The 14,665-nt window shown below is 57.0% G+C and carries 15 protein-coding genes; 6 read left to right on the top strand and 9 right to left on the bottom strand.

Features of this window, described 5'->3' with window-relative positions; genetic code table 11:
* Positions 1-22: 22 nt before the first annotated feature.
* From K8U03_22255 to K8U03_22245, 3 genes are all read right to left on the bottom strand, one after another.
* Positions 23-1,327 (bottom strand): hypothetical protein, encoded by a 1,305-nt coding sequence (locus tag K8U03_22255; GenBank protein ID MCE9607619.1) that lies wholly within the window; start codon positions 1,325-1,327, stop codon positions 23-25.
* Between the two features lie 145 nt (positions 1,328-1,472).
* Positions 1,473-2,195: a YebC/PmpR family DNA-binding transcriptional regulator gene (locus K8U03_22250; GenBank protein MCE9607618.1), complete on the bottom strand. Its 723-nt coding sequence runs from the start codon at positions 2,193-2,195 to the stop codon at positions 1,473-1,475.
* A gap of 363 nt (positions 2,196-2,558) precedes the next feature.
* Positions 2,559-3,020: a hypothetical protein gene (locus tag K8U03_22245; GenBank protein MCE9607617.1), complete on the bottom strand. Its 462-nt coding sequence runs from the start codon at positions 3,018-3,020 to the stop codon at positions 2,559-2,561.
* Between the two features lie 203 nt (positions 3,021-3,223).
* Between K8U03_22245 and K8U03_22240 the strand changes: the two genes are divergently transcribed.
* Both K8U03_22240 and K8U03_22235 read left to right on the top strand, forming a co-directional pair.
* Positions 3,224-3,589, top strand: coding sequence for a helix-turn-helix domain-containing protein (locus K8U03_22240; GenBank protein MCE9607616.1), 366 nt, complete (start codon positions 3,224-3,226; stop codon positions 3,587-3,589).
* The gene (locus tag K8U03_22235; GenBank protein MCE9607615.1) at positions 3,586-4,140 is read left to right on the top strand and encodes an ImmA/IrrE family metallo-endopeptidase; all 555 of its coding nucleotides are present in this window, start codon (positions 3,586-3,588) and stop codon (positions 4,138-4,140) included. Before K8U03_22240 ends, K8U03_22235 begins: the two co-directional genes overlap by 4 nt.
* Before the next feature lie 285 nt (positions 4,141-4,425).
* Here the strand turns inward: K8U03_22235 and K8U03_22230 are convergent, their stop codons facing one another.
* The 6 genes from K8U03_22230 to K8U03_22205 all read right to left on the bottom strand — a co-directional run bounded on the left by K8U03_22230 (position 4,426) and on the right by K8U03_22205 (position 9,856).
* The gene (locus tag K8U03_22230; protein ID MCE9607614.1) at positions 4,426-4,773 is read right to left on the bottom strand and encodes a hypothetical protein; all 348 of its coding nucleotides are present in this window, start codon (positions 4,771-4,773) and stop codon (positions 4,426-4,428) included.
* A 3-nt stretch (positions 4,774-4,776) separates the two neighbouring features.
* The gene (locus tag K8U03_22225; protein MCE9607613.1) at positions 4,777-5,223 is read right to left on the bottom strand and encodes a hypothetical protein; all 447 of its coding nucleotides are present in this window, start codon (positions 5,221-5,223) and stop codon (positions 4,777-4,779) included.
* Positions 5,118-6,425 carry a hypothetical protein gene (locus K8U03_22220; protein MCE9607612.1) on the bottom strand — a complete coding sequence of 436 codons (1,308 nt, stop codon included), beginning with the start codon at positions 6,423-6,425 and terminating at the stop codon, positions 5,118-5,120. The genes K8U03_22225 and K8U03_22220 overlap by 106 nt, the downstream gene beginning before the upstream one ends.
* A 126-nt stretch (positions 6,426-6,551) precedes the next feature.
* Positions 6,552-7,652: a hypothetical protein gene (locus K8U03_22215; protein MCE9607611.1), complete on the bottom strand. Its 1,101-nt coding sequence runs from the start codon at positions 7,650-7,652 to the stop codon at positions 6,552-6,554.
* A gap of 486 nt (positions 7,653-8,138) precedes the next feature.
* Positions 8,139-8,531, bottom strand: coding sequence for a hypothetical protein (locus tag K8U03_22210; GenBank protein MCE9607610.1), 393 nt, complete (start codon positions 8,529-8,531; stop codon positions 8,139-8,141).
* Positions 8,532-8,626: 95 nt separating this feature from the next.
* Positions 8,627-9,856, bottom strand: a complete 1,230-nt coding sequence (locus tag K8U03_22205; GenBank protein MCE9607609.1) for a hypothetical protein — start codon at positions 9,854-9,856, stop codon at positions 8,627-8,629.
* A 119-nt stretch (positions 9,857-9,975) separates the two neighbouring features.
* On the opposite strand from K8U03_22205, the gene K8U03_22200 reads away from it, so the two are divergent.
* The 4 genes from K8U03_22200 (at position 9,976) to K8U03_22185 (ending at position 14,298) form a co-directional block, all read left to right on the top strand.
* On the top strand, positions 9,976-10,152 hold the full coding sequence (locus K8U03_22200; GenBank protein ID MCE9607608.1) for a hypothetical protein: 177 nt from the start codon (positions 9,976-9,978) through the stop codon (positions 10,150-10,152).
* Positions 10,153-10,489: 337 nt separating this feature from the next.
* Positions 10,490-11,473 carry a hypothetical protein gene (locus K8U03_22195; protein MCE9607607.1) on the top strand — a complete coding sequence of 328 codons (984 nt, stop codon included), beginning with the start codon at positions 10,490-10,492 and terminating at the stop codon, positions 11,471-11,473.
* A 561-nt stretch (positions 11,474-12,034) separates the two neighbouring features.
* Entirely contained in the window at positions 12,035-12,523 is a 489-nt protein-coding gene (locus K8U03_22190) for an integrase core domain-containing protein (GenBank protein MCE9607606.1), read from the top strand.
* A 455-nt stretch (positions 12,524-12,978) separates the two neighbouring features.
* On the top strand, positions 12,979-14,298 hold the full coding sequence (locus tag K8U03_22185; GenBank protein ID MCE9607605.1) for an SGNH/GDSL hydrolase family protein: 1,320 nt from the start codon (positions 12,979-12,981) through the stop codon (positions 14,296-14,298).
* The last annotated feature ends 367 nt before the right edge of the window (positions 14,299-14,665 follow it).

The raw sequence follows: 14,665 nt of genomic DNA, 5'->3' as shown, positions 1-14,665 counted from the left end.
CGGCTTACGCCGGTCGCCGGCCTCAGAGCTTAAGCTCGGGCAGCGTGTCCGCCAGGATCTCGCGCACTGCGCGGCGATCTTCCGGCGATAGATGTCGGAAATTCTCGCTCTCGTCTTTGCCGCTCAAGATCTCGGCCATGCGTCGAAACACGTACTCCTTCGCTTCCTTCGGCAGGGCCCGAAAGCTCGACGAATAGATCAGGTAGCTGCACGGATAGCGGAACATCCGGCTTTGCATATCGAGGTCGCGGAGCGAGCGCCCGCGCCGATCGCGCGGCCCCGGCCGCGCAAACTCCGCGGCGAATCCGCTCGTCCCCTCGAGCTTGTGCGTCAGCGGAGTTTCGTCGCTGAAGAAGAGATATTCCAACAGCGGCTCGCACACGCTCCTGATGCGGCTCTGCGTGCTCTCGCGCGGCTCGTCGGGCGGCAGACCCAGTTCGCGATTCAAGCTCTCCTGATCGTGCATCGCTTGCCGCGTCGTGAAGTTGGCGCGCGTGATGAAGTTGTGCGCTTCGGTCTGATGCGCCAGCACCATCAGCGCCACGATGTCGCTATGCGGCGTCGGGTAGTTCTTCGTTTCCAGCAGATGCCCGAGGTCGACCACGTTCTGCCCCGCGGCGTTGTCGGCTCGCTCGGGATTGCCGTAGCCGGTATGCACGATATTGCCGAGATGCTTCTGCTCGCCGTGCGTTCCGGTAACGTACCAACCTCCCCAGCGACGATCGAAAGGGCTCGACTGATCGGTGCGGTAAGTGCCCGACGACAGAATCGGATAGCCGGCCGCATCGCTATAGACGGAGCGCAGCGTGTGGCCCGGCACTCCCTTGGTCGGCGTGGCGGCATGGCAGATCAAGCAGGTGTCGGTCTGCCGGATGGCCGACGGAACTTTCTCCGGCTCTTGCGCAAGCGTGTAGAAGACCGCTCCCAGGTCGTCGTCGACGGTCGAGATCTCGAGCACGTCGCCGTCTTGGCAGTAGCCGATGTAAGTGTCGTCGTTGAAGTACAGGGCTCGCGGCGTGCTCGCCTTGATGTAGTGGCGCTGCAAACTGGTTTTGGAAAACACCAGCGTCTGCGACGAGACGGGCACGGCCAGCTCGGCCAAGAGCGAACGGAGATAGCCGAACTCCGCGTCGTGCTTCAACGTCTTCTTGCCGACCTGCACATCGGCCATCAATTCGGAGACCCGATTCCTAGGGACCCGCTTCGCGTACTCGATCGGCGCGCTCTCGAAATCCTGAGCCTGCCCGCTCGCAGCGAACAACCCGACGAGTAAACACGCCGCCGCCGAGCCGACCGAAAAACAACGACGAATCGCACGCTTCGACATCAGGCAGGGTCTCGTAGGCGGGAGCGCCGAGCAGGCTGTTCGCGGCGGCATCCCTCCATGTTGCCCACGGCCCACGCCGAACACAAGTGGTTTTGCCGCCGTACGACGCAACCCGCAGCCGGCACCGACGATGCAACGGAGCCGACTAGCCCGGCAAGTCCACGTTGTGATAGATCTCCTGCACGTCGTCGCAATCGTGCAACATAGCCAGCAGCTTTTCGAACGTGGCTAAGTCGTCCGGCTCGAGCGTCTTCGTGGTCTGAGCTAAGAAGGTGATCTCTTGCACTTCCAACTCGGTGCCCGGAAACGCTTGGAGCAATGCCGTCTTCGCTTTGAAGAACTCGGAGGGGGGCGCAAAGACCGTCACGTGGCCGTCCTTGCATTCGACGTCGTCCAGATTGACGTCGGCGTTCAACATCGCTTCGAGCACCGCGTCTTCGTTCCCTCCTTTGAAGGAGAGCACCGCCAGATGATCGAACGACAACGCGGCGGAGCCGGTCGCTCCCATCTTCGAACCGGTCTTCGTGAAACAATTGCGAACCTCGGAGATCGTCCGTTGATTGTTGTCCGTCAAGCAATCGACGATGACCAACGACCCGCCCGGCCCGAACCCTTCGTAGCGGGCCGTCGCGAAATCTTCCCCGCCGGCACCGCGGGCCTTCTCGATCGCCTTTTCGATCACGTGGGCGGGCACTTGATCTCGCTTGGCTTTCTCGATGAAGCTGCGCAAAGCCGGATTGAGGTCAGGATCCGGAGCGCCGTTCTTGGCGACGACGTACAGTTGCTTACCGTACTTCGAGTACAACTTCGATTTCTGCCCGGCCGTCTTAAAGATCGACTTCTTGCGATTCTCGAAATTTCGTCCCATAGCGATCGCCGACCTATCTCGTAGCAGAGTGCAAGGAATTTTCCGTATCGTAACACACCGAAGAACCGGCCCGGCGGTGAGCCGATTCTAAAGAAGAATCATGGCACCCCCGGCCACGACGATCAACCGCAGATCGGGACATTCGCTGAGGAAAGCATGCCCGCTGCTTTCCCAACTCGATTCTGCCGCCGCATCACAGGCCGATCGAGTTTGCTCGGCACACCGCCGCACGACCGCAATCACATCGAAATGTCGGGGTGGCAGGACGCGGAATGGCACAGATAACACCGTCGTCGAAAGGAAAAGGGATGTGCTACTTTGAAGTAACACATCCCTTTTTTCGTTAGCGACGACCTACCAACTCTATTCGGTAGGTGGCTTAAATGAGATCGAGCCATCCCCGAGCAGCCAAAATCGACTACCCCTCAAGTGACGAATCGTCTCGTGAGTAACCTCATATTCTTGATCGCCACCGACTTTACCGTTGGTCGGCTGAACGTACTTAAACTTCAATTTCTGTAATGCATCACCAATCAAAGATTGTTCCTTCGTCGCTGCGACGCCGCCAGCTCCGACGCCAGGAGGCTTCGTGAAGGTGATGGAACCGTCGCTCTTCACCCAGAATTGAGTTCGCCGAAGAGCGGCGATAGTTCCTTGAGTTGCCTTATACTCTTGCGGGCCGCCGATAGTTCCGTCCCTCGGCTTGATAAATTCAAATTCAAGTGCGTCTAAAGCACCGCTCACCGTTGCTTGGTCCGCAGTTGTGGCCAACGCGACACTCGTAGTCGCAAGTAATAAAAAGACACTAAAAAGTAGTTTTTTCATCGAGTCTATCCTTTAAATAATCCAAGAAAACAAACTGATGCCTAACGCGAACTCGTTCGTACCAATTCCCCCTCCTTTGCATTAAAATTCCATTTGACGCATTAAAATTGCGATGTAGACTTAAATTGCCATCCTGCAATTCCAATCGTAGCGCACAGGCCGCAGAATTGCAATAGTGAAATCGATTGCTAAATAGAAATTTTATGCCTAAGGGGATTTTCGACGCGGAAGGATTCTTTGCAGCCCTAGAAGATCAGCGACAATCGCGCGATCTAACATGGAAACAAGTTGCCGAAGAGTCCGAGGTAAGTGCGTCGACGTTAACTCGTATGGCGCAAGGCCGACGGCCAGACGTGGATAGCCTAGCTGCACTTCTAAAATGGTCCGGGTTGTCCGCCGATGAATACATCATCGATGGGGACAAAAATCAGCCCGGCCTTCTCTCACCGGTGGCCAATATCGCTGCCCAGTTTCGACGAGATAAAAACCTCTCCCCGCAAGGAAAGAAAGCGATTGAGGCAACGCTGAAAGCGATGTATCAACACTTCAGTTCCGAGAAATCCGAATGATCAAATTGCGGCGAGGTTTTAAAGCTGAAGCAAATTCACACGCCGTCGCGTTACGACGCGAACTGAATTTGGCTGCGCATGCGCCGATCTGCCCTTGGCGCGTGGCTGAGCACTTGGATATCCCGGTAGTGCAGCTGAGCGACGTAGAAAAATATGAGCCGGAGGGAGTTCGTTACTTAAGAGGGAAAGGGCGCGACCTATTTTCGGCCGTGACTATTTTTGTGGGAAGGCACGGCCGAAAGCGTATCGTTTTTCACAATGACGGCCACGTGAAAGCGCGACAAGCGGCTAATCTTGCTCATGAATTAGCACACGCCATCTTATGCCACGCACCGACGCTACCGTTTGTACCTGATTCAATTTTAGAAGCGGAGGCGGAATGGCTCGGGCCAACTTTGTTGGTGCCCGACGCCGCAGCGTTGCATATTCTTGAGCAGAAAATGTCGAATGAGACTGCGACTCGTGTTTACGGCGTAAGCAATCGACTTTTGGATATGCGCCTAAATTTAAGCGGTGCTCGTGTTCGCATCGCACGGCGGCAAAATAACTAACGTTCGCAATGGAGGCAGACATAGTTTTTGGCCACGGCCGCACCGACGCGAAACGACTTAGAGCAACTCAAGACAAAGTGGTTGGCCACGTTGAGACGTAGTGGTTGGCCACCGGATCGATTTGGGACAAAGTTTTTGTCACCTGGCGCGCAGTCGCTCCGCTTGTTTCGAACGATAGCACAAGCAGACTTCGCCAGCAATCGGCTGGCATCCACCCGCTGGAGCTGGGTATCAAAATCTCAGATCTTCGCTTCAGCCGTCGTCTTGCGGTACAGCGTCGGCGGATCACGGCGATGCATTCGCCGCTTTGAGCTTCATCGCCAACTGCGAGATGCGATCAACTTGCTTCACCAAACGGACGTAGCTGTCGACGCTCGGCATGATCTCGGCCAATTCAGCCAAGTTTTCCGGCGGCTGCTCAAGTGCGTCACCTAGAACTTGCCGATAGCGAAGGGCGAGCAACATGAGGTCGGCGTTGACCACGCCGACGTTGGCCTCGAACGGATCGCCCACCTCCAGAGACTGCGTCACATAATCTGCAATGCGTTGCTCGCGCGCCACCGCCGAGTCCGACGATTCCGGAGAGTTTTCAACTGCTTGCGTCGCTTCGGTAACCTGCTGTTCTTCTTCCATGATCTAAATCTCCTTTTGCATGATGGTCGGCTGCGCAATCGTCGCGTTGCGGCCTCGAGGGTTGCGAATTGCCATTCCGTGAAATTTCAATCCAGCTCGATCCAAAAACGGTTCCAGGCGTCGTTTCGTCTCTCCCAGCTTTTCGGTCAAATCGTGGTTGAGGTCTCGTAATTGCTTCTTGATGCGACGACCACGTTGCAGCGTCTGTATAAGTCTCTCGACGCAATCCGCTTTGTCGGCGTCAGTACCGAGGTACCGCACTCGCTGCCGACCCTGCAAACGGAATCGAAGCTTGTAGATCACGCGGCCGACCCGTACCTCGCCGGTTACGAATCCTTGCTGCCTCAGCGCCGCGATCTCTTCGCTGCCGAGTCCGAGGGCTTCAAGGTCGGCGGCAACTTCATCGACTTCAGTAACTTGGCGATATTCTTTGGCTTCTTGCCTCGGCATAAGTGAACTCCTTCCGCCATTGCGATCATATGGTCCGCGAGTGCGACGAATTGTCGAAAATCCTCGGTAGGCAGCTGAGTCGATGCCTTCAAGCCGTTATCTCGAATGGTCTTCGCAAACTTTACCGACATGAGCGTTGCCTGAGGGTGAAACATACGACTGACTCCACTCAGCGCCGTTAGCAGCATCTGCGGCAGCAGCTCCGATTCCTTGTGAGCCTGCTCTAACAAGGGCGTAATCAGTTCGGATTCCTGAAAGCGTAGTACTCGGTCCCATGCTCTTTTGCGGCGCGAATTGTCTTCACTCGCGGCGCATGCCGTCCATTCCCGAAGTGCCTCGAGGTAACCTCGCGGCTCCGGGCACGCGCTGGCTTTCGACGCGGCGCCGAAGGTCGGGCTCGCCGCACTGCTGTCGACGATCGCATCCAAGACATCGCTCGGTTGCCCGAACGTGATTCGAAACTTGATCGTTTCAATTTCCTGGGCTGTCGGCGTCCAAATAGCGCCGCCCCTGAGGTCGACGCCGAGATGGCGATGCAGGCCCAAGAAGTGACGTTCTACTTCTCGGGCGTTTGCATAATCCTTCGGTGCGAGCTCAGCGAGAGACCAGTTGATCAATACCGGATAGCTCGTCATCGTGAGCCCACTCGGGGCTCGGTCGGTGTCGAATTCGTCCGACGATCGCCGTAGCTTCAAAGCCTGACACATCACATCCAGTGCTTTGCCGCCGAGATTCTCCAGGCCGGTTGACGGAATCGCCGGCAAACCGATGCTCCAGGCAACCGCCAAATCGGCCTGCGAAAAGGCGACGAATATTTGCGAATCGACGTTCTCACGGATCTCCGCCATCCGCGGATCATCAAGCGCTGCAGCGACGCTCCCCTGATGCCGTCCGATCGCCTGCATGCCAGCGACCAGCTGATGACAACCCCCTTCGAGCGCCTTCTCCGTTGCCAAGAGACAGTGACCATGCTCGATCAGTAATGGATTGACGCTCGTTTCGCCTGGAGCCGTTTGAACAAGAACTCCGGCCCCGATGAGGGCTTCATCTTTGAACTTTCCCTTTAGATGTTTGATCGTCCGCGATAAGTCCTCCGGCAGGCGAACGAACGCCGAGTGACACTGCAGTTCCGTCCACGGCACCGGGAGCACGCACGGTTTTGCGTCTTTCAGCAGTGTCTCGTAGATGCTGTTTCGTTCCATCGTCGAATTCCTTATAGCCTCGCAAGCCGTTGCGGGAGCACGTCATACTCCCGTGAGACAAATCAACGGCTTGCGTTTGGCGAGATTTCAAAGGCAAACACTTGCTCCGGTCGAACTTCTTTTCTTTTAGATGGCCACGAGCAAGGGCTCGTGCATTTGCTCGCTATCGAATTCCTTCTCGGCGAGTTCGTTCATGTCTTCGATGACTTCCTTCATCGCTTGGTACCCCGTGATGCTCACGATGGTCGGGTCGGCGTCGGCACCATGCGATCTTCCCTCAAATGCAACAACCGGCTGAGAACTCCAGCGCAACCGGGCTAACGGTGATTCCGCCACCCGGCACTGCACCGCTTTCCAGTGAGCCTGTTCTTGGTAGCGTTTCAACTCCTGCGTTGCTTGCCGCCGTGCAGCCCCGCCGACCGCTCGCCGTTCGGCTTTGGACATCTTTTCGCTACGTCGAACCGCCTGGAACTCAGCAGCTTGCTCGAGTCGCAGCTTCTCAAGTTCAACGCGGTCTCGAGCTTCGGCGCAGCGTTGCGCGAGTTTCTGTTCTGCTAAAGCCTGACGTTTCTCGGCCGCCATGAGGCTCACGTGCAACTTCATGAAGAACAACTGAGACCGTTCGGAGTCGACCGGCAAGTTCACTGCAACGTCGAACTTTTCGTTCAACTTGATCCTGCGCTGAAACAGCCGATCACCCTCGTCTAGGCAAACGCCGCTCTGCATGTCCAGCATCCCGCGAACGGCGATCGGCCCGGCCATCAGCGCCACCTTCAACTTCGACGCCAACTCCGGGTTACCGGCTTTCAGTTCTGGTTCGATGATATTGTGTGCCAGCCAGCCGGTGGCTTGGCGCTGGCCTCGAGCATCGAAGAACAGCGATTCCCATGTCTTCAAGATTGAGATCTCGACGTCGCTACGGGCGTGCTTCTCGTCGTGCGACATGTCGGCCGCAACCATCAACTTCAATACGGCCGTCTTCTCATGATCTTCGTTCAAGCGCTCTGCAGCGGCGATGATGGGAAAGAGTTTCGCAGCTCGGGTGTTGCCAGGGCCGTCTCCTCCCTTGATCCGAAGGTACTTGCTGAAATCCATCAGCAATTCATCGGCGACTTCGGCCTGCCGCGTGCCGCCGCGGATCTTCGTATGGGCCGCGATCCGAGCGCGCCATGATGGGCCTTTTATACCACGCTGGTAACGGACGAATTCATCTCGATTGAGCGGCATTATGACCCACCTTGTAAATCGTTAGCGCTGAGGAACTTCCCGCGTCGACGACATGTTGAGTGAGGCTACGGCCTCAACCCGTTTTTTAGAACGCCAGCCCCGAATCTCGTTTCCTTGACGACGAAGTCCCATCTGTTCAAGCTCGGCGTCTAGACTCTGCCGAGCAAGTCGGGCTCGTCGCCGGAGTGCGCAGCGCAGTTCCGCCAATTGGAGGCTCTCCAGCCGCTGCCTTTGCAATTGCGATAAGTACCCCCGCACGAGACGGATAAGCTCTTCGTCAGTCCCGAGATAGATCGCGATTTGGCATCCCTCGATCCGACAGCGCAACTGAAAGAAGGGACCGAGCTTTCGACCATCTCGATGCCGATACGTCGGGACGACGACGCCTTGTCGGCTTAGCGCGTCACGATGTTCAGCGAGGAAGCGCTCGATCCTCGTCCGGCGTTGGTCAACAGATCTTCTGATTTCCATTGTCGTTGAACTTTACTAGATCAGCGGCTCGGGGAATCGGAACGGCGGCGGGAGCTTGCGGATCCGCAACAACGCATTCAAAGCCGAGTTTTTCGCCCCGATCAATTTCAGGAACTGAGCGAAGGTCTTGTCACGCTTTTCTCGATCGACACCGGCGTTCGTCTGTGCGAGGTCCATCTCGCGCCCGATTTCGAAGTGATTAAGTAGTTCTTCGGCGAGCAGGAAGACGAAGCTCGCTCCCATACTCCGTTCCAAAGCGTTACGCGCCCCGAGCACCAGCTCGGCGTAGGCCGGCTCGACGATCGTTCGGAAAGCGACTTTGACGGACTCGGGCAAGGCCTCGAAGTCCACGTTTTCGGGAACGAAGTAAGGGCGAGCCGCCGGTTGCGGCTCTTCGTCGCTATCCATTTCTGCATCCTTGGGGGATGAGGTGTGATGACTATCGATCGTCACAAATCATGCGCATGTAACGCTCGCGCGCCCACGTACAGATTTTGGAACGGCTATTCCAACCGTTCGACCATGAGCCGATAGCCCTTCCCACCCTTGCTCTCAATAAGATCTAGCAAGACGGAAGGAAGCGTGTCCCGTATTCGATCCATGCGAACACCTTCGAATAATGGATCGGCGTGAAATTTCCGAGTCGATATCCATACGCCCGGCGCCTTTAACAGCAACTGCATGAATCGAACTTGCTGCAGCTCCACCACATAGTGGCGACCGAACACGACGATCGAAGATTCTTCGACATCGACTTGCACGGCGGTCGAAGGTGTCAGCACTGGGTTTTGAGCAAGCTCCTTGTTTTCGGCCGGCACGTACCCCAGAAGCATTTCGATCAGCTGCATGAGGTCCGTATAGTGGGGAGGACCGGATAACATTAAGCCGAGCAACAGACACTTAAAGGGGTCGTTGACGATGATTCCGGGAAGCGGAATCGACTTCAAATTCGAAGTACCGGGTGGAGCGATGGCGATCTCGTAACCGTCGTACATCGAGCGAATGTCGATCCGATGGGCAGGTTCATCGATAGGGCGTCTCGGATCCAGGGCATACTGCGCCGCCATTTGCCGCAAGCGCGTCGGACTGGGGCGCGAATGCCGCAGTTCCGCATGAAGCTCCAGCAACACCTGATCAGCTGCGACGAAATAGTCGACGATAGCGTCCCGGGTCGTGCAGTTCAGGGATCGCAGGTGCGCGACCAGCTGAATGAGATTCGCGGCTACATTCTCGGCGTCGGAAGCGGCTTCCGCTTCGATCTTCTCGATGATCTCATCGAGAACGGGATCGGTAAGGTCGACAATCGGTTTCCGAAACAGAATCGAGACCGCCTCGCGGAGGCCTTTTCGATCCGGTTTCTTCGCTGAACGCACCTCAGCCAAGCTGGTGCTCTGACCAGTCCGATTGTGCCGTTCACTTAAGACCTCAAGTACGATCGCATGCATCGACTCAGACGACGGCGCGATCACTTCATTACAGGCGTTCTCTTGGATTGGCTGAACTTGCTTCGGGATTGCGGCGTTCGCAATTTTCGATTTCGGCACCTTCAGCACAGTTACGGACGCCTTGGGGATAGGATCGCCATCGACTTGATTGTTCGGATGACGTTGCTGAACCGGTGCCGCCGTTGGTCTGCTTGCGATCGTGTCCGTCTGCCGCTCGGCGACCTCGTTCATTACGGGCACAGTAACAGAGTCTTTGGCAGCACTCCTGGGCATTCGTTTTTTCTTCATAAGACTTTCAGCACTCGCTTGGATTCTTGAACTCGGATGTCGACAGCCGGTCCTTCCACTTCGCCGCATCGACGGTCGGTTCTTTGATCGATCCCACGCAATGTCTTCGGAGAGTCCGTATGAAGGTCTATCCGTTCGCGAGCAGCGAAGTGCATCGCGGCTACGTGTTGCACCACAGCCCGGCGGCATTGCTCGTGGAAATTGTCACGGCTACCGCCGCCGAATCAAAAAAGCGAACCGTGGCAACCCCTTGCTGTGGCGCTCCTGAGCGCCCCCATATTTCAAAGGACTTATGACGATGCCGGCAGTGCTAATTGCGATTGGACACTTAGTACGACTTTCCGTTTTTCGCGATCAGATGCGTGTGATATTCGATCATCGTCGCGCCAAGATATCGCGAGTGTAGGAGCGGCACAGACATCGCTAAGCCTAAGAGCATGTCGGCCGCCAGCGCGCTGCCCCCGCGCGCGAAGGGTGCCGGCGGTTGGGAACAAAGATTCAGGGGGTTCGGCCGGCCTGCAGATCAACGGTGAGGAACCATGGCGCTCTCAGCTCGGATGCGTCGCCGCCGCTCAGCACCATGGTTATCCGATCGAGACTGTCCATAGGCCCTTGCTACCGGAACGAGTACTCATGGCATCCGCTCTCCGTAAGCCGACGATCGTTCGCCCGGCGGCCGTTCATAAACCGACCGTTCTGAAGCAGACGGCGGCGACCCGAGTCGAGCCAGCGATATTGCCGTTCGGCGACGACGTGCGCGATGTACTCGACTTGACCTTTGAAGAGGGTGCGCAGCATCGCAAAGGTCTAGATACCGAAGATTCGATGCTGAGAATCGCCTCGGCATTCGGTAAGAAGGTCAAAGGTGTGATTCGGCAACGCGTTTGGCCGCCGCGCGAGTTCAGCCGCGGCGAATGGGACGCGATTATCCTGACCGATGCCGCCGTGTATTTGATCGACGCCAAGCGGCACAGCGGACGGATTGAGGTGCTGGACCCGACGCGCGAGCAAATCACGATTCACCGCGCCGGCAAAGTCGAACAGACGCGCAACCCGACATTCGCGCTTGCCGGAAATGCCCGTCAATTTCACGAGCAGATGGTCCGAGCTCCCTGGTGGCAATCGGTCGGCAAGCTCACTGAGCAGTCGAACCTCGGCCCGACGATCCCGACGATCCCGGTTGTCTGCTTCGGTCCGTCCAAGGAGATCGACAAATTCGTCGACCCGACCGACTCGATGATCGTCTGCACGACGCGCAACTTGAAGAGCAAGCTGGATCGCGACTACGCCCGCCGCGAGAAGATCATCGGCATGGCGGGGCTCTTGGGCCATCTGACCGCGGCATGGAAAACGGTCGGGATGCTCCGCGTAAAGGGACGCACCGGGTTTCTGCGCGCCACACTCGTCGGCACCGAGGGAGCGGCCACAAGCTTGTTGAATGTCGTGGACATCAAGGGATTGAATACCGGCAAAGTCGACATCACCTACGGCGACAAACGGAAGTACTCGACCAAGAAGATCAAGGCGATCGTCATCGAAACATTTCAACCGAATGCTGGCCTCGTGCGAGCCAGGCTGAAATGCGACCGCGGTTTCGCATGGACGGCGAACGGGTGATTTGCGTCGCGCGATTCTTTTACCGCCGTCTAAGCCGTCCTGTTATCGGCTCCCTAGAACTCGTATGTGGCAAGCGATCGATCGACGACTCCTCTGCGGCAATACCGGCGAGCGGGGCACTTCCGGGACTCCCTCACTCATACAATCGCCGTAACTCTAACGGGAGCCGGCCGGATTTCCCCAACAAACGAGGCTCCCAACGGCTGCGCGGGTTTCTTGACACAAGCTGTCGAGACAACGGCCAGAAGAAAAACCAGCGGTGCGGAGTGTCACGACCTTCTGGAGTTTTCTGCGCGAGTTCTCGCCATTCTAGACGAACCGAACCGGCAATTGACATCAGCCCGGTTGCTTGGCCGGTGGGGTTGGTCATGATCGAGTGATGGCCATCACAACTCGCACGCAACGCCGTTACGATCACCGTCTCCGGAATCTGGTCCGCACCACGCGGGACATCGGTTGCGCCCTACAACGAGGCGTACCTCGTTCGACCGCACGTGGCTGGCTGACGGATTCAGACGTCCCCGTCGTCACCGTCGAGGCCCTCAACCTGGACGGGACTCAGTGGCAGCGGGAAGTATTACAGCTACGCCGACGCGTTCAGAAACTGATCGCGCTGCTGCGGGTGTCAGCGGCGATAAACCGATGCTAGTTGCCGATGGCGGCGTCGAGAACTTCAACGGAGCCGTCGACGAGCTGATTGCCTCGGGCCTGCTGAGCCGAGTCCTGGCCCAAACCGAGATCACGTTCTCGAATTCGATGATCGAATCTTGGTGGCGCGTGCTCAAGCACCAGTGGCTGTTCCTGAACCCGCTAGATTCGGTTCGTAGGGTCGAGACGCTCGTGGCGTTTTATGTACAAGCGCACAACGCCACAATCCCGCATTCCGCGTTCCCCGGGCAGACGCCGGACGAAATGTACTACTTCGGCACGGGAGACAAGATTCCTGGAGAACTGGAAGCGGCTCGGCAACTGGCACGTCAGGCACGAGTGGAGGCCAATCGGAAGCGGACCTGTAGCGTCTGTGAACCCGTGACCGTGAGCCTCAACTGAGCTTGGACAGGTGAAAACGCGAGGCGATCCGTGGCAGGAGTACGCGCGGTTTGAGAACAGCGGGGAAAAAGCGGCGCTAAAACGCCGGACTCGCTGAGAAACCACGGCTCAGGTATTCCAAGCCGGGACGGATATGGGCCAGGTGGCGAGAACTCGCGCACAAAAGTCCAGAATGTCGTGACACACTGCACCGCAAAACCGCTGAACAGGCGTCAAGCGAAAAGTCGGTGGATCAGCGCACAAGCCAAATGGGGAATCCCGGTTGAAGAGAAGAAATGGAAAAGTTTTCGGCTGATCGCAAGGTGTTTGGTGCTGGAGGGTTGGTGTTTTGTAAAAACGGAACATTCAGTACGAAACCATGATGAACGGCATTCGCTGCGTAACGCCGTGGCTGTTTTCTGCAATCAGATGCCGTTGAGGGGCGTTCGAGTTGATTGGTCTGGAGCCGCATAGGAATGAATGGTGTTTCATGGATTCGTTCGTTCTTGATCTGCGCCACCGTCGTTGGACTGTGTGTCTCGACCGAGGCTGGCGAGTTCTTTATTCGCGATGGTGAACGGGTCGCATTTCTCGGCGACAGTATTACCGAGCAGGGAAAACCAGGCGAAACCGATCGAGGTGGGCTGTATACGGTTTATATCGAGTCCTATGTCCTGACTCGTTTTCCGACATGGAAACTGGACTTCCGAAACTTTGGCATCGGTGGTGATTCTGCGGCGCTCATTCAGCGCCAGTCGGAACCGATTGATTGGGCCACGCTTAGATCGGGTGATGATACGTTGCGGAAACCGAAGATCGAGGCGTATGTCGCTCATGGCCTGAACCGCGACGTGTTGCCGTGGCAGCCAACGCTGGTCACGATTCAATTCGGCATGAACGATTTTGGTTATCAGAATTTTAATGATGCCAGCTATCGGAGATTCATGCTGGCTGAGAACGCGTTGGTGAAAACGTTACGCGACCGTAATTGTCGTGTCGCATTATTCACGCCGCAACCGATCGAGCATACGCCGGACAAGCCCAATCCCAACGAGGAGGGGAGCAACACGGCGCTGCGAAAATTTGCTGATGGCTTGAAGGAAGTCGCCACGCAACAGAAGGTGTTGTTCGTCGACCACTTTGATCCCTACATGACCTTGGTGCGTCAGGCTCGCGCGGCCACACCACCGGAATATTTCGGTGGGGGCCGGGATGCCGTTCATCCCGGAGCACCGGGGCATGCCGTCATGGCTTGGGTGATTTTGAAAGAACTGGGCGCTGGCTCGGAAGTCTCTGCGGCCGAAATCGACGCCGCTGAGAATCGGGTCGTGGCGACAAGCAAGTGCCGGATCAAAGAGTTGGTAAAACAAGCAGACGGTACGATCCGTTTCGAGCGAATCGACGACGCGCTGCCGATGCCCATCGACGCGCGGGCGGAACCGGCCTTAAAGCGAGCAACGATTCTTGCGGATCTGAATCGCTATCTGTTGAAAGTCACGGGTCTTGAAGCCGCGCGGTACGAGGTGCTGATCGATGGCGAAATGGCCGCGACGGTCGACTCCGGTGAACTGCAGCAAGGATGGAACATGGCGACCGCGAAAGGTCCTATCACTGCCCAATCGCAGCAAGTGATGCAGTTGGTTTTGAAGAAGAACGCGATCGTCTTCCGACGTTGGCAAGAACTGCTGACCCAAACGGATCCCCGGCTGACCGAACTCGAATCCCAGCTTCGTCACGCTCGACTTCCGCGAGCGCATCAGTTCACTTTGAAACCGGTCGCCCATGTGAATAAGTAGTGGAACCGCGTTAAAAGAGACGACTCGAAAAAGTTCGCCTATCTCGTCACTCGTTCCGCCATCTATCCGACACCCTATCAGGTTGAGAAGCTCGGCACTTACTTGGGGCACGCCGGCTCCCACTGTCCGGAAACAGCTTGAGAAACGAATCACCGAACTCCGCGCGGCCTATGTGGCGTGGAATGGCGGCGACGGCGACGAACACGAATATCGCGGCGTCGGTCTGCCGCTTTCGCAAGTGCACTCGCGCTGCTACGGCCCAAAGCCGACGGCACGAAGATCGGTGGACTAGCGCAGGGCTAAGGAATAACCCATTCGCTCAACGTGTTGTGCCGGGTCACTCGGGCATTGTAAAATTGAGCGATAT

The sequence above is a fragment of the Planctomycetia bacterium genome, from assembly GCA_021413845.1.
Classification (GTDB): domain Bacteria; phylum Planctomycetota; class Planctomycetia; order Pirellulales; family PNKZ01; genus PNKZ01.
The sequence above is the reverse complement of the archived record's forward strand: the minus strand, read 5'-3'. Positions and strand labels throughout refer to the sequence as shown.

Bases quoted from the DNA above. Each gene is read 5' to 3' on its own strand.
- K8U03_22255 (MCE9607619.1), bottom strand. From the start codon at position 1,327: ATGTCGAAGCGTGCGATTCGTCGTTGTTTTTCGGTCGGCTCGGCGGCG.
- K8U03_22250 (MCE9607618.1), bottom strand. From the start codon at position 2,195: ATGGGACGAAATTTCGAGAATCGCAAGAAGTCGATCTTTAAGACGGCC.
- K8U03_22245 (MCE9607617.1), bottom strand. From the start codon at position 3,020: ATGAAAAAACTACTTTTTAGTGTCTTTTTATTACTTGCGACTACGAGT.
- K8U03_22240 (MCE9607616.1), top strand. From the start codon at position 3,224: ATGCCTAAGGGGATTTTCGACGCGGAAGGATTCTTTGCAGCCCTAGAA.
- K8U03_22235 (MCE9607615.1), top strand. From the start codon at position 3,586: ATGATCAAATTGCGGCGAGGTTTTAAAGCTGAAGCAAATTCACACGCC.
- K8U03_22230 (MCE9607614.1), bottom strand. From the start codon at position 4,773: ATGGAAGAAGAACAGCAGGTTACCGAAGCGACGCAAGCAGTTGAAAAC.
- K8U03_22225 (MCE9607613.1), bottom strand. From the start codon at position 5,223: ATGCCGAGGCAAGAAGCCAAAGAATATCGCCAAGTTACTGAAGTCGAT.
- K8U03_22220 (MCE9607612.1), bottom strand. From the start codon at position 6,425: ATGGAACGAAACAGCATCTACGAGACACTGCTGAAAGACGCAAAACCG.
- K8U03_22215 (MCE9607611.1), bottom strand. From the start codon at position 7,652: ATGCCGCTCAATCGAGATGAATTCGTCCGTTACCAGCGTGGTATAAAA.
- K8U03_22210 (MCE9607610.1), bottom strand. From the start codon at position 8,531: ATGGATAGCGACGAAGAGCCGCAACCGGCGGCTCGCCCTTACTTCGTT.
- K8U03_22205 (MCE9607609.1), bottom strand. From the start codon at position 9,856: ATGAAGAAAAAACGAATGCCCAGGAGTGCTGCCAAAGACTCTGTTACT.
- K8U03_22200 (MCE9607608.1), top strand. From the start codon at position 9,976: ATGAAGGTCTATCCGTTCGCGAGCAGCGAAGTGCATCGCGGCTACGTG.
- K8U03_22195 (MCE9607607.1), top strand. From the start codon at position 10,490: ATGGCATCCGCTCTCCGTAAGCCGACGATCGTTCGCCCGGCGGCCGTT.
- K8U03_22185 (MCE9607605.1), top strand. From the start codon at position 12,979: ATGAATGGTGTTTCATGGATTCGTTCGTTCTTGATCTGCGCCACCGTC.